A 26271-nucleotide genomic window follows, 5' to 3' on the forward strand; every position below is an offset into this window, starting at 1 on the left:
AGCTCTCCTATTCCTGTTTTTCTTCCACTATGGGCTGTGCATAGCGGAACTTTAAAATTCCATTGTATCTAGGAATATTAATCTCACCTTGTTTCACAATGTCTACACGAACACCGGATTTTTTCAAATTTTCAATAATCCCATATCGAATGGTAATGGTTGCTTCGATTGTATCTGGATTTCCAATTGCTTTTATCTGATACGGAGGAGCAGTCGGAATTGTATTAATATTGACGTTCTCACCAGCCAAGCTGATCTCAGTCGTCGCAATAATACGCTGTCCGTTTATTGAAATTGCCTCTGCACCGGCATCCTTTAGCTTATTTACTAAATTCAACAGCTGTTCATAATTGGTCATGAGATAACTGTAACCATCACTAAATTCATCCGGCACAGGATCATCTAAGGTAACAATGATTCCGGAGCCCTTGACTTCGACCAGACCTGCTGCCATCTTATATTTTTCCTGTTCTTGCAGTATGGATTTTAAGGTGCTGTCTTCTTCTGCTTTTTTCTTCTGAATATCCTCTACCATTCCCTCAAGCTCGATCAGACGCTGCGTTGCTGCTTCTTTTTCAGCTCGTACTTTTTTCAATTCCGCTTCCAGCCCCTGCGCTTTTGCAAGCGGTATCAATCCCCCCGGATCAGAGCCTTGCGTGGTATTGACCTGAACGGATATAATCAGACCAATGAATAAGGCTAAAAGCCCTACCGTAATGATTCCACTGTATTTTTTCATTTGTTTCCCCTCTCCTACCTCTATTCAATTTCAGGACTGAATGAAAAGTAACCATCGCTTCCCATTTTAATAACCCCTCGTTCAATTCCTTGCGTATACAATTTATATAAAACACTTTTTAGTTTATCCATATTCTCACGGATATTTTCCGGTGTTCCCTCACAATATAAATAATCATAAATATAAGCTTTTATTACCACTTTGGAAATGTCTATCTTCTTAAAATAGATTTCATTTTCTTCCATAGCGGAAAGCATCTTCAAGGTATCTGTTAACACTGAATTTTCTTCGACCTCTAAAGGATAACCTGGGTCCATTTTTTTTACAGTCATCCCCATCAGAAGTGGCAGCGTAGGTGCAACATCTGTTTTACGAAGGGCCATTCCATCCTCGTCCATCAAGAGATATTCCTCTCCGTAAGGAACTACTGCATATTCCTTTCTTTCCTCCACCGTAATCACAATAGTAGATGGCAGTCGTCTGGATATTTTCACATTTTTCATATAAGGGTCTTTGCGCATTCGACCCGCCGCATTGCCCATAGATGTTTTAAAAATATTTTTTCCAACTTTAATTTTAGATAAACGGATAATCTGTTCTGCAGTATAATAATTATTTTCTTTCACACTTATTTTCTGTATATCAAAAAAGCTAGATGTTAAAAAATAATACATCCCTATCATTATAACAAAGAAAATAAATGTTTTTAACAAGTAGCGTTTTTTCTTTCTTTTTTTCTTTTTTCTAGGCTTTTTCACATTTGTAATTTTTTTCTCTTTCATCTTCTTGTATTCTCTCTATTCTAGCTCCTAAATTCTTTAATGCCACTTCAAATTTATCATATCCTCTATCAATATGGCAAATCTTTTCTACAATTGTTTCACCAGATGCTGCGAGTCCCGCAATTACCATTGCTGCTCCACCTCTGAGATCCTTTGCTTCCACGTGGCAGCCTCGGAGTTCCTCAACACCGATTACTTTTGCACTGCACCCCTGCAATTCTATTTGCGCTCCCATATTCTTCAAGGCGTCAATCTGTTTAAAGCGATTTTCAAAAATAGTCTCTGTCATTTTGCTTTGCCCATCCGCCAAAGACATTAATGTTAAAAATTGGGATTGCATATCAGTGGGAAATCCAGGATAAGGAAGCGTCTTTATTTCTTTGACTGCTTTTAATCGTTGTGGTGCTTTCAAATAAATCCGATCCTGCTCTGTTCGGAGCGAGCATCCCATCTCACGAAACTTCGCTAAAGTGCTTGCCATCTGAAACGGTGCTGCATTTTCAAGGAGAAGTTCCCCCTTCGTCACAGCCGCAGCTGCTAGAAAAGTTCCTGCTTCAATTCGATCCGGAATGACTTTATGTTCTGCACCATGAAGAGGTTTCCCTCCTGAAATTACAATTTCACCAGTGCCTGCGCCTACAATACTGGCTCCGCATGCATTTAAAAAATTCTGCAGGTCTTCAATTTCCGGTTCCTTGGCCGGATGCACAATACGTGTTTCGCCTTCTGCCGAAAGTGCCGCCATCATAATATTTTCTGTCGCTCCAACACTTGGAAAATCAAGTCTGATAGTCGTTCCCTTTAGCTTCAGAGCTCGGCAGAATAATTTTTCATTCTCTTCTTCTACTTTTGCTCCCATCTTCTGAAGTGCTTTTAAGTGCAAGTCAATCGGCCTGGCACCAATTGCACATCCGCCCGGATGGCTCATTTCAACAGCTCCGCAACGTGCAAGCATTGGCCCAAGAAGAAAAACCGACGAGCGCATCTCCTTTCCCAAGACTTTTGGTATGTATGATTGGGTCAGTTGGCTGGAATCAACTATAACCGTATTCTTTTCCCGTTGAACTTTACAACCCAGCTCTTTTAAGATTGTCAACATGGTGTTGACGTCCAACAGGTCCGGGCAATTATGAATGGTACACGTTTCACCGGTTACCAGTGAAGCTGCCAGTATGGGTAAAACTCCATTTTTTGCTCCGGTTAATTTATGGCTTCCAGAAATACGTTTCCCGCCAATTATATGATAACTGTCCAAAAAAAAACACCTCCGCAGAAAGTCATAGTCTTATTTTGATCCTATAAGCTATATTATGAAATTCTGCAAATTGTGTTACAGCACAGGCTGTACCTTTTCTCTAAAATTCTAAATTCTCATAGATAACATCTACTGCATCAAAACACCCTACAGAAGCACTCGCCTCACCCATAGCATTCAGCATTTCTTTATTATTTTTCAAGCGAAGAATGGTGTCTGTTAATTTTTCGACTGTTAAATCTCTTTCTTCAATCAAAACAGCGCCCCCTTTATCAGCCGGAACTTTTGCATTAAAATATTGATGATTGCCCGTAACATTTGGTGAAGGAATCAAAATAGAAGCTTTTCCACAGGCTGTAATCTCTGATACCGTTAAAGCTCCCGATCGGCTTATGATAAGATCTGCGGCAGATAGATATTCATGCATGTTATCTACATAAGGAAGCAGATTTATTCTATTTTCATTTATTTTTTGCTCTTTTAATTGTTCCTTGATGAAATTATAATGCGATTTTCCTGTAATGAAAAATAATTTTATATCTTGAACCTTACTCAATTGTTCTGCCACTTTTACCATGGCACTATTGATTTTTCCGGCGCCCAAGCTTCCTCCGAAGCAGAGTATGACAAATTCGCGATCCGCAATTTTCAGCTTATCACGATAATTTTGCATGGTGCTGGTTAAGAAACTTTTTCGAATTGGATTTCCTGTAACAACCAGCTTTTCTTTTTTCTTAAAATATGCCTGTGCCTCTGGAAAACTGATAAAAACCTTGTCCACATAGTTTTCCAATAATTTATTTGTAATACCGGGAAATGCATTCTGTTCATGAATGTATGATTTGATTCCATATTTGTGAGCGGCTCGTACGATCGGTCCACAGACATATCCGCCTGTACCGATTACAATGTCTGGCTTAAATTCTTTTAATATCTGTTTTGCCTCTCGATTTCCCTTCGCTAAGTCCAGAATCGTTCTAACGTTTTTCCACACTTTTTTTCTATGGAAACCGCTGACTGTAATAAAGCGAATTTCATACCCACTCTTTGGGACAATCTCCTTTTCCATCCCGCGTCGGGTCCCGACAAAGATAATCTCTGCCGTAGGATTTCTTCTTTTTATTTTATCCGCAATGGCAATTGCCGGATATATATGGCCCCCGGTTCCTCCGCCAGTCATAATCACTCTCATGATTTCCTCCTTATTTCGCAGAATGTCTTGATATATTTAGAAGGATTCCCATTGAACCCATAAATAGCAGCAGCGCATTCCCTCCAAAGCTTACAAATGGTAAAATAATGCCGGTCGGCGGCATGGAAGAGGTTACAACTGCAATATTTAAAATGACTTGTACTGCAAGCATAATGGTAATACCTGAGGCAATGAGCATTCCAAATAAATCCGGCGCATTCAACGAAATGTGTGCGCATCTCCAAATCAATACAATATATACAGCAATTAAAATTAAACACCCGATATAACCAAGTTCTTCCCCAATAATAGCAAAGATAAAGTCATTTTGCGGTTCAGGAAGATACAGTGTTTTTTGAATGCTTTTACCCAGCCCAACTCCGAACAGACCGCCTGATCCTAGAGCTAAAAGAGACTGGGCAGCCTGCCATCCTGCCCCCAGTGGATCTTGAAAAGGATCGATGAAGCTGAACATTCGCTTCATTCGATACGGCTCTGCCAAAATCAAAGCTATAATCCCTGTGCATCCGGCAATTCCAATTCCAAAAAGATATTTCAAATTTAATCCTGCTACAAACATCATCCCGACAATAATAGCTGCTACTGTAATTGCAGTCGACATATTCGGTTGTTTCAAAATTAATCCGAAGTAAGCTCCGCAAAGTACCACTAGCGGCAAGATTCCTTCCGTAAACGATAAAATCCGTTTTGGTTTATCGCTTAAGAACTTTGCGACAAACAAAATCGCGCAAATTTTTGCGATTTCACCCGGCATAATGGTTAGGCTGTCACTTCCTAAACGAATCCAACGGGTTGCACCATTTACATCTTTACCTAAAGGTGTAAACAGTAGCAATAACAGAATAAAACTTGTTACCATTAGTGGAAAAGCCATCTTTTTATAATATTTATAAGGAAAAAATTTGCAAAAAACAAAAAGAATTGTTCCTAGAAATGCCCATATTCCATCGCGAATCAGATAGTAATAGGGATTGCTATAATCGCTGATCGCCACATAATAGCTGGCACTAAATACCATAATGATACCGAACAAAACGAGCCCCATCATAAGTATTGTTAATACAAAATCACCGGTCTTCATTTTGATCTTCTCATTTTCTCTTTGTTTTTTTGCCATTTATCTCTCCAATTCTTGAACGCAGCTTTTAAAATGCTTCCCTCTCTGCTCATAGCTGCTGTACATATCCCAGCTCGCACAGGCTGGAGAAAGCAGTACAGTATCGCCAGGCTCTGCCAAGGAAAAGCTCCTCTTTACGCATTCACCCATATCCTTTTCATCAAAGATTGTTTGGTATCCAAAACGTTCTGCGGTTTCCCTTATTTTTGGCGCAGTTGCTCCGAGTAAAACCAATGCTTTTACTTTCCCGTCAAAGGCTTGAATAAATTCATCAAATTTTGAATTCTTATCATACCCTCCTGCAATCAAAACAATATTACCTTTCATTGCTTCAATTGCCTTAATGGAAGCATCCGGATTCGTTCCCTTCGAATCATTTACAAAACGAACTCCACCAACTTCGGCACAGAACTCCAAACGGTGCTCTACCCCCTGAAACTCGCGTAGGGTTTTTGAGATCATTTCCGCGGATATACCACAAAAATAAGCTATACCGCATGCTGCTAATGCATTTTCTAAATTGTGCTGACCGGGAATTACAAGCTCGTCAACTCCACAAATATCAATTTCATTTTGACTTTGGTCTTTAACAATAATGCGGTTATCTTTAACAAAAACACCCTTTTCTAAAATAGATTTCCTGCTAAACGGAATAATAGTACTTCTGCATTCTTGTATCAGATGATACGCTACCGGATCATCATAATTAACCACAAAAAAGTCTTTTTCTGTTTGATTTTTGAAAACTTTTGCTTTTGCTTTTGCGTAATTTTCTAAAGTTTTATGTCGATCCAAATGATCTGGCGTGATATTCAAAAGAGCACAGACAACCGGATGAAATTTCTCTGTCGTTTCTAATTGAAAACTACTGCACTCTGTCACCAACCAGGAATCATCCTGTGCAACGAGGGCTGTGGATGTAACAGCAATTCCAATATTACCTACCACAGCAGTCTTTCTCTTCGCATTCTTAAAAATCTCTCCCACCAGAGTGGTGGTCGTCGTTTTTCCGTTCGTTCCGGTTATTGCAATATAATTTCCTTTTCCTAACCGATAAGCCAGTTCCAGTTCTCCAATGATTTCCACATCAAGTGTCTTTGCTTTTTGTAGAAAAGGTAAATCCAACGGCACACCAGGGCTGACTACAATCGCATCATAACGGCCCAAGTCCGAGGGGTCAGTTCCTAAATAGCATGTAACCTGCTGTGTTTTTAAATAATTTACAAGAGGTGCTTCTATTTCGTCTTGTGTTTTTTTATCATATACAGACACTTCTGCACCATAACGAAGTAAGGCTTCCGCTGCAGATACCCCAGATCTTCCCAGACCAACCACTAAATATTTTTTTGTTTGATTCATACTTTTCCCCTTCTTCCTTCGTATCGAGCAATCTCTAAAATACGTTTGAGTCAAAAACCTTTAGGCTTATAATACATAATAAAAGGGTTACTATCCAAAAAACGACAACAATTTTTGTTTCCTTCCAGCCACCCAGCTCAAAGTGGTGATGCAAAGGTGCCATACGGAAAACACGTTTCCCGTTTCTCAATTTATAACTGCCTACCTGTATAATAACAGACAGTGCCTCTGCAACATATACACCGCCTGCAATCGGCAAGATTAATTCAATATTCATTAAAATCGCTGCCGCTGCAAGCCCTCCCCCTAATGCAAGAGAACCGGTATCCCCCATAAACAGCTTTGCAGGATATTTATTATACATTAAAAATCCAAGACATCCCCCTGCAAGTGCTGCACAAAAAACGGTCGCTGCGCTCATTCCAAAAAAGTTCATGCCTACAAGGGCAAAAAACAGGGCAACAATACTCGTCACTCCTGATGCTAAACCATCTAATCCATCCGTAAGGTTCACGCTGTTTACCATTGACACTACAACAAAAGCGATAAATGGTATATAGAAAATGCCGAAGTCCCAATACTCGTTAATAAATGGAATAAAAACTGTAGTTTTATATATGGAGACGCTGGATTGATATGCAGCCAACCCAACTGCGATCGCTATTTGAAGTAATAATTTTTGCAATGCAGTTAAGCCTAAGTTACGTTTCATTGCAACCTTTACAAAATCATCGATAAAACCTATTAGTCCGAAAGCGATAAATGAACTTAATAATATCCACATATCCGTGTTTAAAATGTTCGAGCTGATACAGGTAACCAATACGGCAAATATAATTACGATTCCTCCCATTGTCGGAGTCCCCGTTTTAACCATATGTGACTGCGGTCCCTCTTCTCTGATACTCTGTCCTGCTTTAATTCTTTTTAAAACCGGGATAAACAGCGGAGTGCCAATGACAGCAATTAGAAAAGCTACCGCCAATTTTATCCATATCTGTATATATTCCATTTATAAGCTCCTTATCTTATTCACAATCTCCGCCATTCTCATTCCGTTTGATCCCTTTACTAAAACCACATCACCTGGTTTTAAAAAGTCTTCTAAGTTGTCCATAAGTGTTTCTTTTTCCTCATGATGGATGACTATTGTTTTTTTCGAGGCCGCCTCTGCTCCCTCTGAAATAAATTTTGCATTTTTTCCTATTGTTATTACCACATCCACTTCTTTATGTGAAACATATTCTCCAATCTGGTAATGGTATTCTTCTGCAACCTCGCCCATCTCTAAAATATCGGCAAGAATCGCAACTTTCCGCGCCCCTGAGATACTCATAAGCACATCAATCGCTGCTTTCATGGAATCAGGACTTGCATTATACGTATCGTCTATTAACTTTATACCGTTTTTGACTTCAATATTTAATCGCCGATTTGTTCCTTCCATATTAGCCAGACCCGCAGCCGCTTCCTTTAGAGAAATATCCAAAGATGCTCCGACAGCAACGGCCAGCATCGCATTCCAGCCATTGTGGTTTCCGAGCAGTGGCAATGAAAACTCTTGACTTGTCTTTTCATGTGTAATCGTAAACTGAATTCCACTTTCGCCCAAATCTCTGCGATGACTCAGTTGAAAATCTGCATGCTCATCTTCCCCTGCTGTAACAATCTGAAAATCTTCACAATAAGAAGCATCGTCCTTTTTCTTCTCCTGCATACATTTTGACACCATTTTTTTTGTAAGCATATCGTTATCTTCATTGACAAAAAGTTTATTTTTATCTTGAAAAAAATCAGTAATTTCCATCTTAGCCTTTAGTATGTTTTCTCTTGTCTTCAGATATTCAATATGAGAGGTGCCGACATTTGTAATGACTGCTAAATCGGGTCTTACAATATCTGCAAGGCGATGAATCTCACCAAATTCACTCATTCCCATTTCAAAAATGCCCACCTCGATATCTTCTTCCAGATGGAAAATAGTAAGCGGCAAGCCAATGTGATTATTATAATTACCTAGATTGCGAAGTGTTTTATATTTTTGAGAAATGACTGCATAAAGCATTTCTTTTGTCGTCGTCTTCCCTGTGCTTCCCGTGACTCCTATTTTTTTGATGGGGAACAAAGAAAGATACCATTCGGCTAGATCCTGCAATGCTCTAGTCGTATCTTCCACTAAAAGGATTGCTGTATCCGGCCGAATTTTTTTAACTTCATCCGCTATTTGCTTGTTATGAAGGACAATTGCCGGACATCCTTTTTCCGCTGCACTTCCTGCATAAATATGTCCATCCTGTTCTTCACCCACAATAGCAAAGAATATATCGTTTGATGAAACTTCTCTGGAATCAATCGCAATTCCTTCAATCATAGTATCTGCATTACCACAAAGCAATACACCTTTTACAGCATTTTGTATCTCCATAACAGTGATTTTTTTCATAAGGTACTTTTCCTTCCTTTCGTTTCATCCTATAAACTTCATCGGATTTATTTAAAGATCCTGTATAATTCGCTGTGTTATTTCTTTATCATTGAAATAATTTTTTGCACTGCCGATGATTTGATAGCATTCATGACCTTTTCCTGCGATAATAATCACATCATTCGTTTCATAAATTTGAATTGCTTTCTGAATCGCCTTCATCCGGTTGTTTATAATCGTATAATCACACCCGGTTTTTATGAGTCCTTTTTCAATTTCAGCTGCAATACATTTTTGGTCCTCAGTCCTTGGATTGTCACTGGTTATGATACAAAAATCACTGAAAATACCTGCAATTTCTCCCATAATTGGACGTTTACTTCTGTCTCTGTCTCCACCGCAGCCAAAAACACAAATCAATCTTCCCGCTGTAAAATCCTTTGCAGTCTTCAATACCATGCGAAGTGCCTCCGGGGTATGCGCGTAATCAACAATTGCGGTAATTCCTTTTTCATTTGGTACAACTTCAAATCTACCCGGAACTCCTTCTAATTTATGTAAGGCAGTTTGTATGCAAGAAAATACAATACCGTTTAAAGTTGCCAGTGATGCTGCACACAAAGTATTATACAAGGTAAATAATCCTGGTGTCTTTAGGTATAATTCTCCAATTTTTTTCTTATTTTGAAAAAAGTGAATCCCACACCCTGCTGCGTCATTTTTTATGATTTCTCCATAGAAATCTGCATTTTCATTTTTCAAAGAATAGCTGCATACTTTCCTGCCCGCCTCTTTTAACTCCTCATATAAGCGATTGCCATATGCATCATCAATATTCACCGCACTTGTGCTGTCTCCAATAAAAAACAAGGTCTTCTTTGCTTGGTAATACTCTTCTTCCGAGCTGTGAAAGTCCATATGATCCTGCGTTAAGTTTGTAAATGCAGTATAAGAGAAATGAATGTCATCCACCCTGTGAAGTGCCAATCCATGAGAAGAAACCTCCATTGTACAGTGCTCGATCCCCTCATTTCTCATTTCACAAAACATTCGCTGTAATTCAAAGGATTCCGGAGTCGTTCTTGTAGACTCATATTCTTTATCCCCATACCGATAACCGACCGTGCCAATAACACCACAAGGATAATCTGCCTCTTCTAAAATTGCTTTCAGCATATAAGTCGTGGTCGTTTTCCCATTGGTACCTGTAATAGCAAAAACCGTCATTTTCTCCGACGGGTCTTGATAAAAATTTTTCGCAAGCTGCGAAATCACCTTTCGCGTATCGTCAGTTTGTAATACCGGTATACTCTGTAAATCAACAGCAAATTCATCTTGTGTAATTACGGCAGCAGCTCCATGAAATGCGGCTTCAACGGCATATATGTGTCCATCCGTTTGATACCCTTTCATGCATACAAATAAATTTCCTTTTTTCACTTTACGAGAATCAATAGAGATTCCTGTAATATCCGTATCTTGCATATCCATCGGACATTTTATCCCCGTTTCGTATAACAGGTCTAAAAGTTTCATGTTATGCCCTCGCTTTTTATTGAAAATATAAATACACGCTTGTATTCAGAGGTACTTTTTCCCCCGCTTTTGGATATTGGTCTACAATGATAAAATTACTGTTCTCTTCCCTCGCAGGAGAAACTGTATATTGCAATGACTTCCCTCCAAGAATGCCAATCGCATCACTGAAATTTGTGCCGGTAACATTTGGCACAATCGCCATTTGGCTATCAATTTCCTTCTGCTCTTCTTCACTATATTGCGGTACAACATTTAGGTAGCGAAGTGTCTCTTCTAAAATCATCTTAACACCCGGTGCTGCCGTCTGGCTTCCGTAATGAACGCCCTGCGGTTCATCAACAACGAGCAGAATAGCAAGCTGCGGGTCTTCCATCGGTGCCATACCAACAAAAGAAGAACAAACTAGATTATCGCTGTATTTTCCGTCAATTACCTTATTTGCAGTACCAGTTTTTCCTCCGATACGATACCCGCTGATTTTCGCATTGCCTCCTCCTCCGACAGATACAACCGATTCCATAATTGTACGCATTTCTTCCGCGGTCTGCTTTGAAACAACCTGACGCACAACTTTCGGTTCTATATTTTGCACTATATTTCCATCGGAATCACGCATTTCTTTTACCAGATGAGGTTCCATAAGCTTTCCATCATTACCAATCGCAGAAATTGCTGTAATCAAACTAATCGGAGTTACTGCAATTCCCTGTCCGTAAGACATGGTCGCAAGACCAACCGGTCCCGCCGTATCCTTGTTTTGCAGAATATTGTTTCCTTCACCCGGATAGTCAATTCTTGTTTTTTCTGTCAATCCAAACAAATCCAAATATTCATAATATTTATCCAATCCAACTCTTTGAGCCAATTGAATAAAAACCGGATTGCAGGAATTTTGCACTGCCTCGGCCAAAGTCTCTTCTCCATGCGGCTTTCCTTTTCTCCAACAATGTAACATTGTGCCTGCGACTTCATAATAATATTTGCAGACAAATTTGTCGGTTGGAGAAGTTACTCTTTCTTCTAACGCAATGGAAGTCGTAATCAATTTGAAGGTAGAACCCGGATCATATGTATCACTAATCATCGGGTTTCTCCACATTTGATTCCAATACGTCTGTTTTTGTTCGTTCGAAAGGCTTTCAACATAAGCTGCCTGCTGCGGGTCAAGAGGAACTCTCGCATTATTCGGATCATAATCCGGACTCATAGCCATCGCTAAAATTTCTCCGGTTTTAGGGTCCATTACAATACACCATACTTGCGTTGCCTGTGTTTCAGCCTGCACTTGATCCAATGCTTTTTCTACGTAATGCTGAATGACTTCATCAATGGTCAGTACTACATTCAAGCCATCTTCTGCCTGAAAATATTTTTCCATTCCATAAGAAAGCCCGTCACCTTTTAAATCCGTATCCTTAATCCATCTTCCGGGAACTCCGCTTAAATATTTATCATACTTGAGTTCAACTCCTGAAAGTCCTCGATTGTCATCTGTTGTACTTCCAAGAATATGAGAGGCGAATGCCCCCAATGGATAATACCGCTTTACATCCTCTGCAATAGAAATACCTGAAAGCTTCGCGTTTCGTATTTGGTCTGCCTTTTCTTTATCTACATACTTTGCAACGCGAACAAGTAACTTATTTTTTGTGATGGTATCCCGAACAGACGGTTCCTCCAATTCCAAAATTTTCGATAAAGCTTTTGCAGTTTTGTCAATCATTAATTCTTTTTCTTCTTTTGTTTTTGCTGAAGCTGCAACGTCCTTAGGGCGCACCCAAATGGTATTGGTTACAGCACTAATCGCAAGTTCTTTACCATTCCGATCCAGGATAATTCCCCGTTTTGCAGGAATCGGAACATCATTTGTTTGTTGCTCAACTGCCATTTTTGCATATCTTTCGCTTGCCACTACTTGAATCCAGCCCACTCGAAACATCAAAAGCATGCAAATAAGACAAGTGCATGCAAAAATGAAAATTAATCTTTTCCTATTTTTATTATTTGTAACAATCATTTTAGTCCTCCAAAGGCACAATGGATTTTTTATTATGTCTTCAGTCATTTTCGTTTCAGATTCAACGAAAAATTTGATAGTCATAAAGTTCTTTCGTTTTTTAGCTGTTCTCTTTATCTGCAAAAAGCTGACAAGCTTTCCCACAGATAAAAAACCGGATTTTCCTTGCAATATGAAATTATCCGGTTTTGCATCCACTTTATGAAATTATTTTCATCGCGTTCTATCTTATTCTATTATACAAAACACTATCTAATTGTATGCCTCTTGCTTTAATGCCAACGCAAAATCCTTAATCGGTACTTCCTCTTTATTAAGATAAACATATTGATCATACGTAGGGTAAACCATTCCTAATTGTGTTTTGGCTTTTTCTTCTACAATTTGAATATTTGACTGGCTTTTTATCTTTACGTTTAAATTTTCGATTTCACCTTCAATTACTACTGATTCTTTCACCAGCTTATTAATATTATATTTAATCTTTGCTGAATATGCCGTGCTTGCAATCAATCCTGCTGATAACACAGCAAGTACCAGGGCTAAAATCATGATCTGACACTTCTCATGCACCGTCATAGTCATTGCAGAACTCTTTTTTTTAGTTTTCAATGGCTTTTTTTTCTTAGGCTTCATATCTAAGCCATACTTATGATAATTTTCTTGATACTCATACCATTTTTCTGCTGCTATCATCTCATTTCTCCCTTTTTTTCAATTATTCTTAGCTTCGCACTTCTAGCTCTAGGGTTCAAGGTTAATTCCTGCTCAGAAGGAAGAATCGGTTTTCTCAATACCTTTTTCACATCTGATTCTTTCCCGCATACACATATAGGAAATTCTTTGGGGCATGTACAGGGGTTTAACCTTTGATTAAATCGTTCTTTTACGATACGATCTTCTAATGAATGGAACGTTATAATACATAATCGTCCCTGATCAGAAAGCACATCCAAAAAAGCATCTACTGCTCTCTCCAACTGTCCAAGTTCATCATTCACTTCAATTCGGATTGCCTGAAAGGTTCTCTTTGCGGGGTGTGGTCCATCTCTCCTCGCCGAAGCCGGTATCGCCGCCTTAATAGTTGTTACAAGCTGTCCTGTGGTTGTAATCGGTGACTTTTTTCTTTCCTTAATAATAAATTGACTAATTCGAGAAGCCCACCGTTCTTCACCATATTGACGAATAATCCTTGTTAATTCTTCTTCACTGTATGTATTGACCACTGTTTCTGCTGTAAAAGTATCTTCCGCATTCATCCTCATATCAAGCGGTGCATCTTTCATATAAGAAAATCCTCTTTCTCCATTATCCAATTGGAACGAAGACACCCCTAAATCGAGAAGCGCTCCATCAATCGACGAAAGATTCTGTTCCTTCAATATATTTTTGATGTCAGAGTAATTGTTTTGCACAAATATTTTTTTACAATTGTACTTCTCTAAGTTTGCAGCAGCAGCACGCAAAGCATCTTTATCACGATCAATACCAATTAAAGTCCCCTTTGAATTTAATCTTTCACAGATTCCACTTGCATGTCCGCCGCCTCCAAGAGTCCCATCCACATAAATCCCTTCCGGATTTATGTTTAAATTTTTAATTGACTCAGAAAACAAAACCGATACATGTTTAAATTCCATTAACCCCTCCTATATCCCGTAGCTTTCCATTTGTTCCGCAAATTCACTGGCGTCTAACATCTCTCCATTCTCCGCATTTTCATAAGCTTGCTTACTCCAAATTTCTATTTTGTTTAATACGCCGATGGTTACCAGTTCTTTTTCAATGTTTGCATAGTTTCTTAAGCTCTGCGGGATGGTGAGTCTCCCCTGCTTGTCCAGTTCGCCCTCTACCGCACTCGCGTAGAAGTAACGAACAAACGCTCTGGCTTTTGGGTCCGATACCGGAAGCTTATCCAACTTTTCATGAAACTTCGCCCACTCAGTCATTGGATAAATATAAAGACAATTGTCCAGTCCTTTGGTCAAAACACATTTATATTCCAGCTGTTCACGAAATTTCGCAGGCACAATAATTCGGCCTTTACTGTCTATTGAGTTTTGATATTCGCCCATTAACATGAAACAATTACCCCACTATGATTTTTTGATTACTTCCACTATACTCCACTTTGCTCCACTTCGCAACCACAGCAAAACAAAAAAGCATCACAAAGCAATCATTTTTATCTCCATTTCATTTCTTAATAAAATATTAAGCGTTTATCTACACAATATATTGTGCTTGGACATATTCAACCTCCAAAATATCGTTTTAAAAAAGTGGAGCGCTCGTGGAGCGTTCGTGGTGCATTTCTAATTTTATTGTCATTTTATAAGAGAAATAAATTTAATTTTTTTTAAATATTTATAAATTGCTTCGTTTCCAGTGTGACAAGATTTTTATTTTCCCATATACTATACCAACAACAAAGGATACACTTAAACAAAATCTTCTCTCTTTTCTATACATATTGATAAAGAATTTCATTCAATATGTAATTTTGATTCTAACAATAAAAGAGAGGTATCAATCATGCCAAGAAATAGAAGAAATTCTTGTCTCCCTCGCTGCGGAAGCCGCTGTTTAGGTAATGTTTGCGGCACAAACATCGATACGGAAGGCATAGATTTTACAAACGAAAAATCAAATTTAGTATACATGGATAAAGTATTTTGCTTTACAGACGCAACCAGCTGTCCTCTAATGTTTAATTTGAATACAGGGGGGCCAAATCAAAACCGCTTTGTTACAGAGCTTACGTTAGAACCGCAAAATTGCTGTTGTTCTCCATGTACTTTAGAACCAAATGCTGTATTTAATATTGAAAACTCCTTTGTTGTCGTTGAGTACTTCAACACAAGACCACCAGGCAACCTTTCTGCTAACCAGGTTTCGCTCGATGGCTATCCTGTTGATTCGGTAGACTATTCGAACGGACAATATCTTGCTAAAACAGCCGGCATAGGCTCAATGCTCCAAAGAGAACGCTGCATGGATGCAGGTCTTCCTACAAAGGCCTTCTTTTTAATCAATAATGTAGGTCCTTGGGACATTCGAGCAAAATATGTATTAGAAGGTACTGTAAATACTGGTGGAAGAAATTGCCGTTTCTGCTGTAAAATTTCAAATGCAGATGGTACTGTAAACACCCAGCTTCCACCGTCCTGTGGATCGAGCTTTGCAATTCCGGATCTCAGTTTACCGTGCAGTATTAACGGTATCGCTCCGGATATTCGATTCCAATTCGATGCAGGAGTAGAGCTGGTCAATCCAACCTTAACATTAAATGGTGGCGGAAGATGTCCAAAACCAAGCTGCGGCTGCGGATGCGGTTGTGAATGTGAGCCTCAATGTGACAGGATCGTAGATTCTCTAGGCCAAAATTTCGGCAATAACTACAATCCGAATAATTTAACATTGACTCTCGCTTCAAAGGTTGCGATCGAACCGACCGTTCATATCGAAGTTGTACGCCAAACACTGTTCTGTACCAATGCATGCGAAGCTTTAATCCCTTGTGATGGCTCCGTAAGTGCAGCAGAAGATGAAGAATGCGTCAATCCATTCCTGCCTGACTGTTCTTGTGGAAGTTCTAACGTTGCAGGCGTTCAAAGCTGTGATTATGATTCGGAGGAACTCGCCCCGATATCTACTACATGCGGTTCTGGATGCGGCACTGGATGTGGCTGCAATGTTCAATGGAACAATAACTGTGGATGCGGATGCAGCGGAGGAAATAACGCTGGATGCCAGCAATCAACAAATTGTTCCAATACTAGAAGAGTATGTAGCTTCCATGGTTACAATGGTTGCAGTTGGTAATTTTTTATCCGGTGCAATCAAAAACAGCTTCCTTACATATGCAAGGAAGCTGTTTTGCAATATTATAGTTTTTTATTTTATTTCACCCTTTTCTTTTACATAAACCAATTTATTGTTTGAACTCCCGTTTGCCACAGAGCGAATCTCGAATAAATCCAATGATTTTATAAACGGGGTTAATTTATTGAAACCATAGTTTCTTACATCAAAGTCCGGATATCTCTTCGTCAAACGATTCCCTATATCTCCTATAAATACCCATTCATCTTCATCTGAATTCTCTTCTACAATCGTTGCAATTGCTCTTCTGATTGTTTCCAAGCTGGTCATTTGCTCTTCCGAAGCTTTCTCGGTATTGTTGTCCTCTTTTTCTATCTTTTCTAAATCCAGACGCTCCTGCTTTGATCCCTTTAAATTCTTCAATACCTTAAGAGATTTTTTAGCTGAATTTTTTTCATTTTCCTGATTATTCTCATGCTTTAGTGGAATTTGACCTGCCAATATGTCTAAATATTTAAATTTATTGCAAGCTGAAATAAATGCTTTCGGCGTTTTCTGTTCTCCCATTCCTACAACGTCCATCCCGGATTCCCTCAGTCTGGAAGCTAAACGTGTAAAATCACTGTCACTCGAAACTAAGCAAAATCCATCCACATTTCCTGAATATAAAATATCCATCGCATCGATTATCATCGCTGAATCGGTAGCATTCTTTCCTGTTGTATAACCATACTGCTGCATTGGCGTTATCGAATGTTCCAGCAGTGCTTTTTTCCACTGTGCAAATGCAGGCTTTGTCCAGTCTCCGTAAATTCTTTTATAGGTTGCAGTTCCATCATTAGATATTTCGTCTAAAATTACTTTAATATATTTTTCTGAAATATTATCCGCATCGATCAGCACTGCAAATTTTTTATCATTAGGCATAACGCTTCCTTTCCGATTCTTTTCATCAAATAAGGTTTATACTCTATCTTACTATATTTTTTTTAAGCTTTTCAATGCTTTCTTTATAAACATGATAACATATCCTCTTATTTTATTAGGATATCTTTTTATTTTTTATATTTTTATCATTTTAGGTAAAACTATAAATGATTTTTAAAATACAATTAAAAGGAGGGATGAAATTGAGAAAAGCATATCGTAAGTGGTGGATTCCAATTTTTTCACTCATTATTTTTCTGATTTTACCTTGTGCTCTTATGCCGCAAATTTTGAGTTACTTTGACCATCCCGGCAGCTGGCTTTCAGAAAGCTCTTTCCACAAAGATGATTTACTGAATTTTTATGCGGCTTTCTTCACATTTCTGGGTACGATTGTCTTGGGCGTAGCCGCTATTTATCTGAGTCAGCAAGCAAATGATATGAATAAACGTTTGATTAAAATTGAAGAAAATAATTATATTCCAACCATAGATATTAACTGTATGAGTCCAGATGAATTAAGAGATTTCATTTTGAAAGATGTTTTCTGCATCAATCTGGATGAAGCTTTTGTAAATATAACCGAAGATATGGATATCTCCACAGAATCTCCTGATTTAGTCATTCTCCTTACAATGACAAACGTAAGTCGAACTGACATCATAAATATTGAATTGTGCCAGCTGACTATAAAAATAAAGCGTCAGGGGAAAAGATCCATCATTATCCCTTATAAAACTTTGACCATTTCTTTGAATAATAAAGTACCATATCAAAGCACCATACCCTTTATCATCGGAGGAATCCCTTTAAAGCGTGTCTTGTCTCAAATTTCTCGTGAGGAAGAAGAACCGATACCGGAAAGCTCTGTTGTATCCTTGACTCTGGAATTTCATTGCACGAATTTTTTAGGTGAGACCTATGTCCAAAAAATAAAAGTCGATTTAGTCTCTGTCTGGGAACAGAAAATTAATTTCCCTGCCGTTGAAAACAAAAGAAATATCATGATCTATGCGCTATGATGAATTGAATATATTACATTTTTGTAATATTTCATTCAACTATTGATTTCCCACTAAATTCCCAATAAAATGAAATCAAGTATATCAATAAAGGGGGAAAAATGGCAAAAAAATTTAATACTCAATTCATGTGCTTCTTATTTGCAATTTTGCTGATACTTCCGCTTATCTTGAGCGGATGCGGTATCCCAAAAGATAAGGATGCTCCTGAAATTACAGTTGATTATCTGAGTCACGGCTATGCAGACCAATTAATTTCTGACGGAGCCGAAAAAATAATCGGTTCAATCGAATTATTAAAAAATGAAAAGGAAGAAATACTTGTCACTGTTCATCAAAAAGAATTGATTCCTGATGAAAACGAGGAAAACGGCTACCGAATTGTAAGCTACGCAGCTAACCAAGAATACAGTCTGCCTAGTCATGCATATTGCACTTTCCTTACAGGAAAAAAAAGTGGTTCATCCGAAATTCTTTCATCAGAAGAGTTCCTTACCGCAATACAAGAAGATTATAAAAATAATGGCGATTTTTCTGAATACGGTGATTTTATTTTATATGACATTTATGTTTTAGATGATCAAATCCAATTAATATTAGCTCGATGATTCACATAGAAAAAGGGCAGTTACCAAAGGATTCGTTTTAAATCCTTTGGTAACTGCCCTTTTTCTATTTTCAATTCCTTTTTTATTTCTTTTTATTCATAACGCAATGCTTCAATTGGATCAAGCTTCGCAGCACGTCTTGCTGGATAGATTCCAAAGAATATTCCGACTAAGGCAGCAAACCCTACTGCAACCAAAATAATCATTGGATTGATTGCAAATGAGACGTTTGCAACTTTCATACCAATCGCTGCAATACTGATTCCTAAGAATGTACCAAGCATACCTCCAATTGAAGAAATAATCATCGATTCAATTAGGAATTGCAGCAAAATATCCTTCGTCCTAGCTCCGAGTGATTTACGAATTCCGATTTCTCTTGTACGCTCCGTAACCGAAACAAGCATGATATTCATAATACCAATACCGCCAACCAGTAAAGAAATGCCCGCAATAACCCCGATTGCCATAGACACAACTTCCAGCATACCATTCATCCTATCCTGCTGTACAGCAGAAGATTCATACTTGTAGTATTGATCCGGCATCCCCTTCGCACGAGCTAGAAAAGAAGAGATGCTCTCACCAAACTCTTCCTGATCAACTCCATCATAGGAATACGCCAAAAAGCTAGTCGAAGCATCCGATTGCTGCTTCATAACTGTATACGGCACATATCCGGTAAAATTGCCACTTCGATTCATACCGCTGAAAATAGAATCTTCCACTTTATAAATACCAATGATGATATAATCTTGGCTATCTTCTTCCACTTTCAATTCTATTTCTTGCCCAACCGCATTTTCCGTACCAAACAATTCTTGTGCGGCACTCGCTTCCAAAACCAGGCGATTTTTCTTGCCGTCTAAATCTGCCTGATTAATCATTCTTCCATGAAGAATATTCAAATTCATAATGCGGTCCAATCCGGGCGCACATCCGGTTAACTCAATCCTTCCTTCCACTTTGCCAACACGAACATCGCTCGTTTCATACGGTGATGGGTCAATATAACGAATCTCCTTTGCAAATTTTTCTTTTGCCATCATCAAGTCATCTATGCTGAAAAGGGCTTCCGACGGAATATAATCATCTACCATCGCCCAGTTGATATATACATACATTGCATTTTTTCCGTAGCTTTCAAATTCTTTATCAACAACACCTTGAATACTTGATCCGATTGCTGTGATTGCAATAACAGAACTGATTCCAATGATAATACCAAGCATCGTCAGGAAGGAACGCATCTTATTGGTTCGAATCGCAGAAAGCGCCAATCGAATATTTTCTAGAATTAACATGACTTAACACTCCCTTCGCTGGTCTCATCAACGGAAGCTTTCAGCCTTCTGTCTACATCAGAAATAATGCAGCCATCCTTAAATGTGATGACCCGATCTGTAAACTCTGCAATATCCGGCTCATGCGTAACAATGATAACCGTGTTGCCTTCATTTCTATTTAAATCTGTAAAGATATCCATAATTTCTACGGAAGATTTGCTGTCTAAATTCCCAGTCGGTTCATCGGCTAAGATGATTGGCGGGCGGGTTGCAAGTGCTCTTGCAATGGCAACTCTTTGTTTTTGTCCACCGGAAATCTCATTTGGCATGTGATCCGCTCTCTCTCCAATGCCAACTCGATCCAGAAGCTGCTGTGCTCTTTCTTCTCTCTCCTCCAGCGGAACTTTTGCATATACCATTGGGAGTTCTACATTTTTTAATGCGCTCGTACGAGGTATTAAATTAAATGACTGAAATACAAACCCAATCTTTTGATTTCGAATGATTGAAAGCTCATTGTCACTTTTCTCCCTGACGTCCATTCCATCTAGGTAGTAATGTCCCGAGGTCGGACGATCCAAACATCCCAATATGTTCATTAAAGTGGATTTTCCAGATCCAGACGTACCCATAATTGCTATGTACTCGCCTTGATTTACCGTAAGGTTCAGAGATTTCAGTGCTTGAACCTTTATGTCACCGTTTTGATAAACTTTAACTAAATTTTCTATTTTAATGATTTCATTCATCTTCTTCCACCCCTGCCATAGTATCCACTTCCATACCATCAGCAAAGTCTGCGGATGGGCTTATGACAAGTTGGTCTCCTTCTTTTACGTCACCGGAAACGAGTTCTGCATAAAAGTCACTTTCCAGACCTTTTTCAACTATAATTTTTTTCAACTTCCCTTTTTCCAATATGAATACATAGGATTCTCCAGTGAGGGGATCGTCTACGACAGCATCCAGCGGCAGTGCTAAAACGCCATTCGCTTCTCCCACCTTGATATTTGCTTTTGCAGATACCCCTGCTATCAGACGGGAATCGCTCTCGGTAATTAAAATAGTAACCGGAATTACCATCTCTTTATTTCCTGCCTCTTTTTCTTCACCGGTCGGTGCGATTTGTTCTACAACGCCGTCCACCAATTTGTCTCCCAAAACTTCTGCACTAATATTTACGGTCTGACCGACTTTAATATTGCCGATATCATATTCGCTGACATTTACATCCATCTGTAATTGCTGTAAGTTTTCGATCACAAACAAAGCTCCCTTGCCCTGCGTTTCATCCGCTTGAAGGCCCAACGTTGCATTGACCCGAGTTACTGTACCGCTAATCGGACTTATAATGCGATTTTTTTCCGATAAATTTTTACTATTCAAACTATTTAAAGTCGTTTTGCTATTTTCATATGCAGCTTCCGATTTTAAAAATTCTTGCTTTGAAATTCCGCCGGACTCATAAAGGCTTTTGCTTGTTTCATAGTCAAACTTCGCAAGTTCTAAGTTTCGAACCGCTTCCTCTTTTTCATAGACCAGCTGGTTTTCCGCATCATCGCTAGAGCTTTTCAATGTGGCCAAAAGCTGTCCTTTTGTCACGGTATCCCCTTCTTTTACTAGAATTGAAACTACTTCCTTGCTTTGTGAAGAAGTAACATCAGCAGTTTCAGATCCTTGTACGTATCCCTTAATTGAAACAATCTGTTCCAAATCCATAGTCGTTAGAGGCACCGTTGCCACCATCGGTTTGATCTCTTTTCCTCCCGATGTCATCTTTAATACTGCAATGGCAACTACAAGTATTGCGATACCTAAAATTATAAATTTCTTTTTTCCTTTTGTTTTTTTCTTCTTTTTCTTATTTGCACTCGCAGTACTTTCTGTTTGCACTTCATCTTGTGTGCCTAAAACAGCTTCATCTCCTGCTGTATGATCTGCCATCACATTTGCAGCATCTTTCTCTTTCTTATGAAACATGAACCTTTACCCCCTAAATTTAAACATAACTCACCATTTTTAGCTATAAGCAGTATAGCATAATTTTCCTGCAACTAATCTTAAGATTTTCTTACAATTGCCTTCTTTCCATTAAAGCATAGTCTTTTTTCCCATTTCTTTCTTTTTTATTAATTTTTTATTAATAAGAGCATTTCTTAACTTGTCCTACCAATTTTATTAAAAATAGTGTATAATATATGGGAACTTTGATATAAGAACAAAGAAATTCAGATGACTGTAGGAGGTTATTATGCTACCCATTCCCAATCCAATAGCAGTTACTATTTTTGGAATTGATGTTATGTGGTACGGCGTTCTGATTGCAATCGGTATACTATTTGCCATTCTTATTGTATATAAAAGAGCTCCCCGTCATGACATCGAGCCGGAGCGAATATTTGATATTGTCATGATTTGCCTTCCCTTTGCAATTATAGGAGCAAGAGCCTATTATGTTCTCTTTAACTGGGAAGATTATCAAGGGGATTTTTATAAAATTATTAATACTCGTTTAGGTGGATTAGCAATTCACGGTGGTTTGATTGTCGGTGTTTCAATTGGAATCGCGCTCTGCTTAATCCGGAATATTCGACCTTTAAATGCTTTAGACTTAGTTGCACCTGCCATTGCGCTTGCACAAGCAATCGGACGATGGGGAAATTATTTTAATCAAGAGGCGCACGGCACTCCAACCAACCTGCCTTGGGCAATACAAGTCGGAAATGAAATGGTACATCCTACCTTTCTTTATGAATCCATCTGGTGCTTCTTATTATTTCTGGTTTTAATTATAGTTGATAATCATCGTAAATTTGAAGGACAAATCTTTCTGCTCTACGGAATCTTGTATTCGTTCGAACGGTTCTTCATCGAACACCTTCGAACCGACAGCCTTATGATCGGACCTTTCCGTCAGGCACAAGTTTTTAGTGCAGCCGTTTTTATTGTATTTCTTCTTATTTACATTCCACTATCGCATAAAAACAGCAAAAAAGGGCGCATTTTTTACTAATAAATCAAACAAACGATAAGGAGATTTTGATAATGAAATTAGGTATTGTGGGACTTCCCAACGTTGGCAAAAGCACTTTATTCAATGCCATCACAAAAGCCGGCGCAGAAGCGGCAAATTACCCATTTTGTACAATAGAACCAAACGTAGGTGTGGTTACCGTACCCGACGAACGACTAAAAGTTCTTCATGAAATGTATCATTCGAAAAAAACAGTCTATACTGCCATTGAGTTTTACGACATTGCAGGCCTTGTAAAAGGTGCTTCAAAAGGAGAAGGCTTAGGAAATAAATTTTTAGGACATATCCGTGAGGTTGCTGCGATCGTACATGTTGTTCGTTGTTTTGAAGACCCAAATGTCGTTCATGTTGACGGAAAAATCAACCCGCTTTCTGACATTGAGACTATAAATATGGAACTGATTTTATCTGATATGGAAATCATAGAGCGACGGATCCAAAGAACTCAAAAAAACCTGAAAGGTGATAAGAGCCTGCAAAAAGAAATTGACCTCTTAAAGAAAGTGCTGGCAGTATTGGAACAAGGCCTATCTGCTCGTACATTGAAATTAGGCGATGATGAGCTTGAATTGGTCAAAAGTTTAGATCTTCTCTCCTTTAAGCCGATTATCTATGCTGCTAACGTTTCCGAAGAAGAAATTGCGGACAGCGAAGAAAACGAGTTTGTAAAAAAGGTTCGTGCATTTGCAGAAACAGAAGGTTCTGAAGTGGTCGTTGTATGTGCAAAGCTGGAAGCTGAAATTGCAGAATTAGATGAGGAAGAAAAGCTTGCCTTTTTTGAAGACCTGGGAATTACAGAATCTGGTCTGGACAAATTGGTCAAAGCCTCTTATCATCTGCTTGATCTAATCTCCTTCTTAACTGCCGGTGAACCGGAGGTGCGTGCTTGGACGATTAAACGGGGAAATAAGGCTCCACAGGCAGCCGGAAAAATTCATACAGATTTCGAAAAAGGATTCATTCGAGCAGAAACGATTGCATACGATAAGCTGATTGAATGCGGCGGAAATCTCGCCACAGCAAAAGAAAAAGGCTTAATTCGCTCAGAAGGAAAAGAATATATCGTTAAAGACGGCGATGTAATGCACTTCCTGTTTAATGTATAAGAACAAAAAAGGTTAGCAATGCTAACCTTTTTTTATTCTATTATCTAGTTTTTATCACTCAAAGCTGCGATTATTTTGTCATCAAATATTTTCTGCAAGCCACTTCCGGTAAGCTGTCAAGTCTTCTTCTGTGTGAAAATAGTGTTCAGAAAAATCTGAGATGGTAAGGCTGCAATTAAATCTTGTAATAAATGCTGCTAATCTATCATACTCACATAATTCATCTTTTCTTCCATACAAAATGGAAGTTGGGGCATTCCATTTTATAATTGGATTTTCTATGACATATTGGTAGTAATCCCAATATAAAGTTTGGCCAATCGGTGTAAGTATTTCTTTTTTCTCATAGAGTTGTTCTTCTGTCACGTCAAACCAACACATCATATTCTGAATCATTCGACTCATATCTACGACAGGAGAAAGAAATAAGCTTTTCTTTAATGGTTCGTCTTGATAGGCCAGTAAGCTAAAATAGGCTCCTATGCTGTTTGCCCACAAACTGATTGTATTTGATTTCATGCGTGCAAATTCTAAAACATTTTTTAGATCAGAAATGCAGTTTTCTACTTTACAGAGTGTGGGACTATTTTTTCTATCTCCGTGTTCAGGTAAGTCAAAGCTAAGTACTTGATAGCCCAATGGAACTGCATGTTCTGCAAGGAGCGTAATTGGAATATCCTCTTTTGAAGACAGGTTACCATGTACCGCAATTATAATTTTCGTGCTATCATTTCCCCACAAAATAGCAGGAATGCCATTGATTAATATCTGTTCTTTTATCATGTTTCCTCCAAACTTTTAATTCCCTCTTTCTAGAGAATTTTATCTTATTTTATTATGCATCTCATTTCTGCCCTTCGCAAGGTGTAAGAAGATTTGCGAAGGGCAGTTCTTCATCTAAGCAAATTTATTTTTAATCTTTACTCGCATTTCTGTACTTCCGATCCAGTTTACAGCATATATTCACTGTTTATTCTCATATATTATATAAATAATTTTTTGGAGGACATTTCTATATGTGTACAGCAATGACATTACAGTCCCAATCTAATGAGATTTTCTTTGGTCGTACAATGGACTTTTCACATGATATTATTCCACAGCTCTATATCGTTCCCAGTTCTTACACATGGTACAATACCATAAACAATCATTTAATCACAGATACCTACCGATTTATCGGTCTTGGTCAAGAGCTTGATGGAATCTTAGGTTTTTTCGATGGTGTCAATGAAAAGGGCTTTGCAGCAGCAGTGTTATATTTCGCCGGCTACGCTCAATATAACACTGGGTCAAATAACGCTGAACAAATCGCATCTATTGATTTTCTTCACTATATTCTAGGGAACTGTGCTTCTGTGAAAGAGCTTCCTTCTCTGCTCAATGACATTACTATAGCAGGAGTTCCAGACCCTGTTACTCATACAATCGCACCGTTACACTGGATTGCTACTGACAGAAGCGGGGCATGTGTGGTAATTGAGCCTACTGCAAAAGGTCTGGAGCTAATAGATAATCCGATTGGCGTTATGGCAAACAGCCCTGATTTTAATTGGCATATGACAAATTTGAGAAACTATACAGAAGCCACTCCAACGCAAAAAGAAGAAGTTTTTTGGGATAACATTCAATTAGCTCCTTTTGGGCAGGCTGCAGGAACAACGTCTCTTCCCGGTGGTTTTACCTCTCCTGAGCGATTTGTGCGAACCTCTTATTTAAAAACACATCTGCCAATGCCACAGGACCGCCAAGAAGCAATCGCAGCATGTTTTCATATCTTAGAAAGCGTATCCATACCAAAAGGCGCCGTTATAACCAGCCGAGACACCTATGACTATACGAAATATACCGCATTTATTAATACAGATACCTGCGAATATTTCTATAAGACATATGATGATATCGATATTAAGACGGCCAGCCTCTGGCAAGAAGCGCTGCCACAAATCTAATCTTAACATTTAATAAATTGTATGCAGATGCCCTCAAGTGACCATTCCTTGAGGGCATTTTTATT

Annotated in this window: 24 protein-coding genes; 6 read left to right on the plus strand and 18 right to left on the minus strand. The window is 38.5% G+C overall.

Annotated features, from left to right (window positions below; translation table 11 throughout):
• Positions 1-7: 7 nt before the first annotated feature.
• The 13 genes from U5921_RS00855 to mraZ all read right to left on the minus strand — a co-directional run bounded on the left by U5921_RS00855 (position 8) and on the right by mraZ (position 14527).
• The gene (locus U5921_RS00855; protein ID WP_324824649.1) at positions 8-739 is read right to left on the minus strand and encodes a DUF881 domain-containing protein; all 732 of its coding nucleotides are present in this window, start codon (positions 737-739) and stop codon (positions 8-10) included.
• A gap of 20 nt (positions 740-759) precedes the next feature.
• Positions 760-1521 carry a cell division protein FtsQ/DivIB gene (locus tag U5921_RS00860; RefSeq protein ID WP_324824650.1) on the minus strand — a complete coding sequence of 254 codons (762 nt, stop codon included), beginning with the start codon at positions 1519-1521 and terminating at the stop codon, positions 760-762.
• Positions 1484-2776, minus strand: coding sequence for a UDP-N-acetylglucosamine 1-carboxyvinyltransferase (murA, locus tag U5921_RS00865; protein ID WP_324824651.1), 1293 nt, complete (start codon positions 2774-2776; stop codon positions 1484-1486). Before murA ends, U5921_RS00860 begins: the two co-directional genes overlap by 38 nt.
• Before the next feature lie 100 nt (positions 2777-2876).
• On the minus strand, positions 2877-3968 hold the full coding sequence (gene murG / locus U5921_RS00870; protein ID WP_324824652.1) for an undecaprenyldiphospho-muramoylpentapeptide beta-N-acetylglucosaminyltransferase: 1092 nt from the start codon (positions 3966-3968) through the stop codon (positions 2877-2879).
• 10 nt (positions 3969-3978) lie between these two features.
• Entirely contained in the window at positions 3979-5106 is a 1128-nt protein-coding gene (ftsW, locus tag U5921_RS00875) for a putative lipid II flippase FtsW (RefSeq protein ID WP_324824653.1), read from the minus strand.
• A complete protein-coding gene (gene murD / locus U5921_RS00880) occupies positions 5107-6465 on the minus strand; it encodes a UDP-N-acetylmuramoyl-L-alanine--D-glutamate ligase (protein WP_324824654.1) in 1359 nt (452 codons plus the stop codon). It abuts the gene before it with no gap.
• A gap of 34 nt (positions 6466-6499) precedes the next feature.
• Complete coding sequence (gene mraY, locus U5921_RS00885; protein WP_324824655.1) at positions 6500-7477, minus strand: phospho-N-acetylmuramoyl-pentapeptide-transferase; 978 nt, start codon at positions 7475-7477, stop codon at positions 6500-6502.
• Positions 7478-8908 carry a UDP-N-acetylmuramoyl-tripeptide--D-alanyl-D-alanine ligase gene (locus U5921_RS00890; RefSeq protein ID WP_324824656.1) on the minus strand — a complete coding sequence of 477 codons (1431 nt, stop codon included), beginning with the start codon at positions 8906-8908 and terminating at the stop codon, positions 7478-7480. It lies immediately after the preceding gene.
• Positions 8909-8959: 51 nt separating this feature from the next.
• Positions 8960-10426 (minus strand): UDP-N-acetylmuramoyl-L-alanyl-D-glutamate--2,6-diaminopimelate ligase, encoded by a 1467-nt coding sequence (locus tag U5921_RS00895; protein ID WP_324824657.1) that lies wholly within the window; start codon positions 10424-10426, stop codon positions 8960-8962.
• 16 nt (positions 10427-10442) lie between these two features.
• Complete coding sequence (locus tag U5921_RS00900) at positions 10443-12446, minus strand: penicillin-binding transpeptidase domain-containing protein (RefSeq protein ID WP_324824658.1); 2004 nt, start codon at positions 12444-12446, stop codon at positions 10443-10445.
• Positions 12447-12698: 252 nt separating this feature from the next.
• Positions 12699-13142, minus strand: coding sequence for a cell division protein FtsL (locus tag U5921_RS00905; protein ID WP_324824659.1), 444 nt, complete (start codon positions 13140-13142; stop codon positions 12699-12701).
• Positions 13139-14086: a 16S rRNA (cytosine(1402)-N(4))-methyltransferase RsmH gene (gene rsmH, locus U5921_RS00910; protein ID WP_324824660.1), complete on the minus strand. Its 948-nt coding sequence runs from the start codon at positions 14084-14086 to the stop codon at positions 13139-13141. Before rsmH ends, U5921_RS00905 begins: the two co-directional genes overlap by 4 nt.
• Before the next feature lie 9 nt (positions 14087-14095).
• The gene (mraZ, locus tag U5921_RS00915) at positions 14096-14527 is read right to left on the minus strand and encodes a division/cell wall cluster transcriptional repressor MraZ (RefSeq protein WP_324824661.1); all 432 of its coding nucleotides are present in this window, start codon (positions 14525-14527) and stop codon (positions 14096-14098) included.
• 454 nt (positions 14528-14981) lie between these two features.
• Between mraZ and U5921_RS00920 the strand changes: the two genes are divergently transcribed.
• Positions 14982-16271 carry a hypothetical protein gene (locus U5921_RS00920; protein ID WP_324824662.1) on the plus strand — a complete coding sequence of 430 codons (1290 nt, stop codon included), beginning with the start codon at positions 14982-14984 and terminating at the stop codon, positions 16269-16271.
• A gap of 72 nt (positions 16272-16343) precedes the next feature.
• On the opposite strand, the gene U5921_RS00925 is transcribed toward U5921_RS00920, so the two are convergent.
• On the minus strand, positions 16344-17198 hold the full coding sequence (locus U5921_RS00925; RefSeq protein ID WP_324824663.1) for an NYN domain-containing protein: 855 nt from the start codon (positions 17196-17198) through the stop codon (positions 16344-16346).
• Between the two features lie 203 nt (positions 17199-17401).
• On the opposite strand from U5921_RS00925, the gene U5921_RS00930 reads away from it, so the two are divergent.
• Together U5921_RS00930 and U5921_RS00935 are read left to right on the plus strand one after the other, a co-directional pair.
• Positions 17402-18220, plus strand: coding sequence for a hypothetical protein (locus U5921_RS00930; protein WP_324824664.1), 819 nt, complete (start codon positions 17402-17404; stop codon positions 18218-18220).
• 101 nt (positions 18221-18321) lie between these two features.
• Positions 18322-18828: a hypothetical protein gene (locus U5921_RS00935; RefSeq protein ID WP_324824665.1), complete on the plus strand. Its 507-nt coding sequence runs from the start codon at positions 18322-18324 to the stop codon at positions 18826-18828.
• 92 nt (positions 18829-18920) lie between these two features.
• Here U5921_RS00935 and U5921_RS00940 read toward each other — a convergent pair whose 3' ends face one another.
• Genes U5921_RS00940 through U5921_RS00950 form a run of 3 tightly spaced genes read right to left on the minus strand, consistent with a single transcriptional unit; the run spans position 18921 to position 22094 of the window.
• Entirely contained in the window at positions 18921-20132 is a 1212-nt protein-coding gene (locus U5921_RS00940; RefSeq protein ID WP_324824666.1) for an ABC transporter permease, read from the minus strand.
• Positions 20126-20863 (minus strand): ABC transporter ATP-binding protein, encoded by a 738-nt coding sequence (locus tag U5921_RS00945; protein WP_324824667.1) that lies wholly within the window; start codon positions 20861-20863, stop codon positions 20126-20128. Before U5921_RS00945 ends, U5921_RS00940 begins: the two co-directional genes overlap by 7 nt.
• Entirely contained in the window at positions 20856-22094 is a 1239-nt protein-coding gene (locus tag U5921_RS00950) for an efflux RND transporter periplasmic adaptor subunit (protein ID WP_324824668.1), read from the minus strand. Before U5921_RS00950 ends, U5921_RS00945 begins: the two co-directional genes overlap by 8 nt.
• Positions 22095-22365: 271 nt before the next feature.
• Between U5921_RS00950 and lgt the strand changes: the two genes are divergently transcribed.
• Positions 22366-23127 carry a prolipoprotein diacylglyceryl transferase gene (lgt, locus tag U5921_RS00955; protein ID WP_324824669.1) on the plus strand — a complete coding sequence of 254 codons (762 nt, stop codon included), beginning with the start codon at positions 22366-22368 and terminating at the stop codon, positions 23125-23127.
• A 32-nt stretch (positions 23128-23159) separates the two neighbouring features.
• Positions 23160-24254, plus strand: coding sequence for a redox-regulated ATPase YchF (gene ychF, locus U5921_RS00960; RefSeq protein ID WP_324824670.1), 1095 nt, complete (start codon positions 23160-23162; stop codon positions 24252-24254).
• An 81-nt stretch (positions 24255-24335) separates the two neighbouring features.
• Here the strand turns inward: ychF and U5921_RS00965 are convergent, their stop codons facing one another.
• Positions 24336-25037 carry an alpha/beta hydrolase gene (locus U5921_RS00965; protein ID WP_324824671.1) on the minus strand — a complete coding sequence of 234 codons (702 nt, stop codon included), beginning with the start codon at positions 25035-25037 and terminating at the stop codon, positions 24336-24338.
• Between the two features lie 233 nt (positions 25038-25270).
• On the opposite strand from U5921_RS00965, the gene U5921_RS00970 reads away from it, so the two are divergent.
• Positions 25271-26206, plus strand: coding sequence for a choloylglycine hydrolase family protein (locus tag U5921_RS00970; protein ID WP_324824672.1), 936 nt, complete (start codon positions 25271-25273; stop codon positions 26204-26206).
• Positions 26207-26271: the final 65 nt, after the last annotated feature.

The sequence above is a fragment of the Sinanaerobacter sp. ZZT-01 genome (assembly GCF_035621135.1).
Classification (GTDB): Bacteria; Bacillota; Clostridia; order Peptostreptococcales; family Anaerovoracaceae; genus IOR16.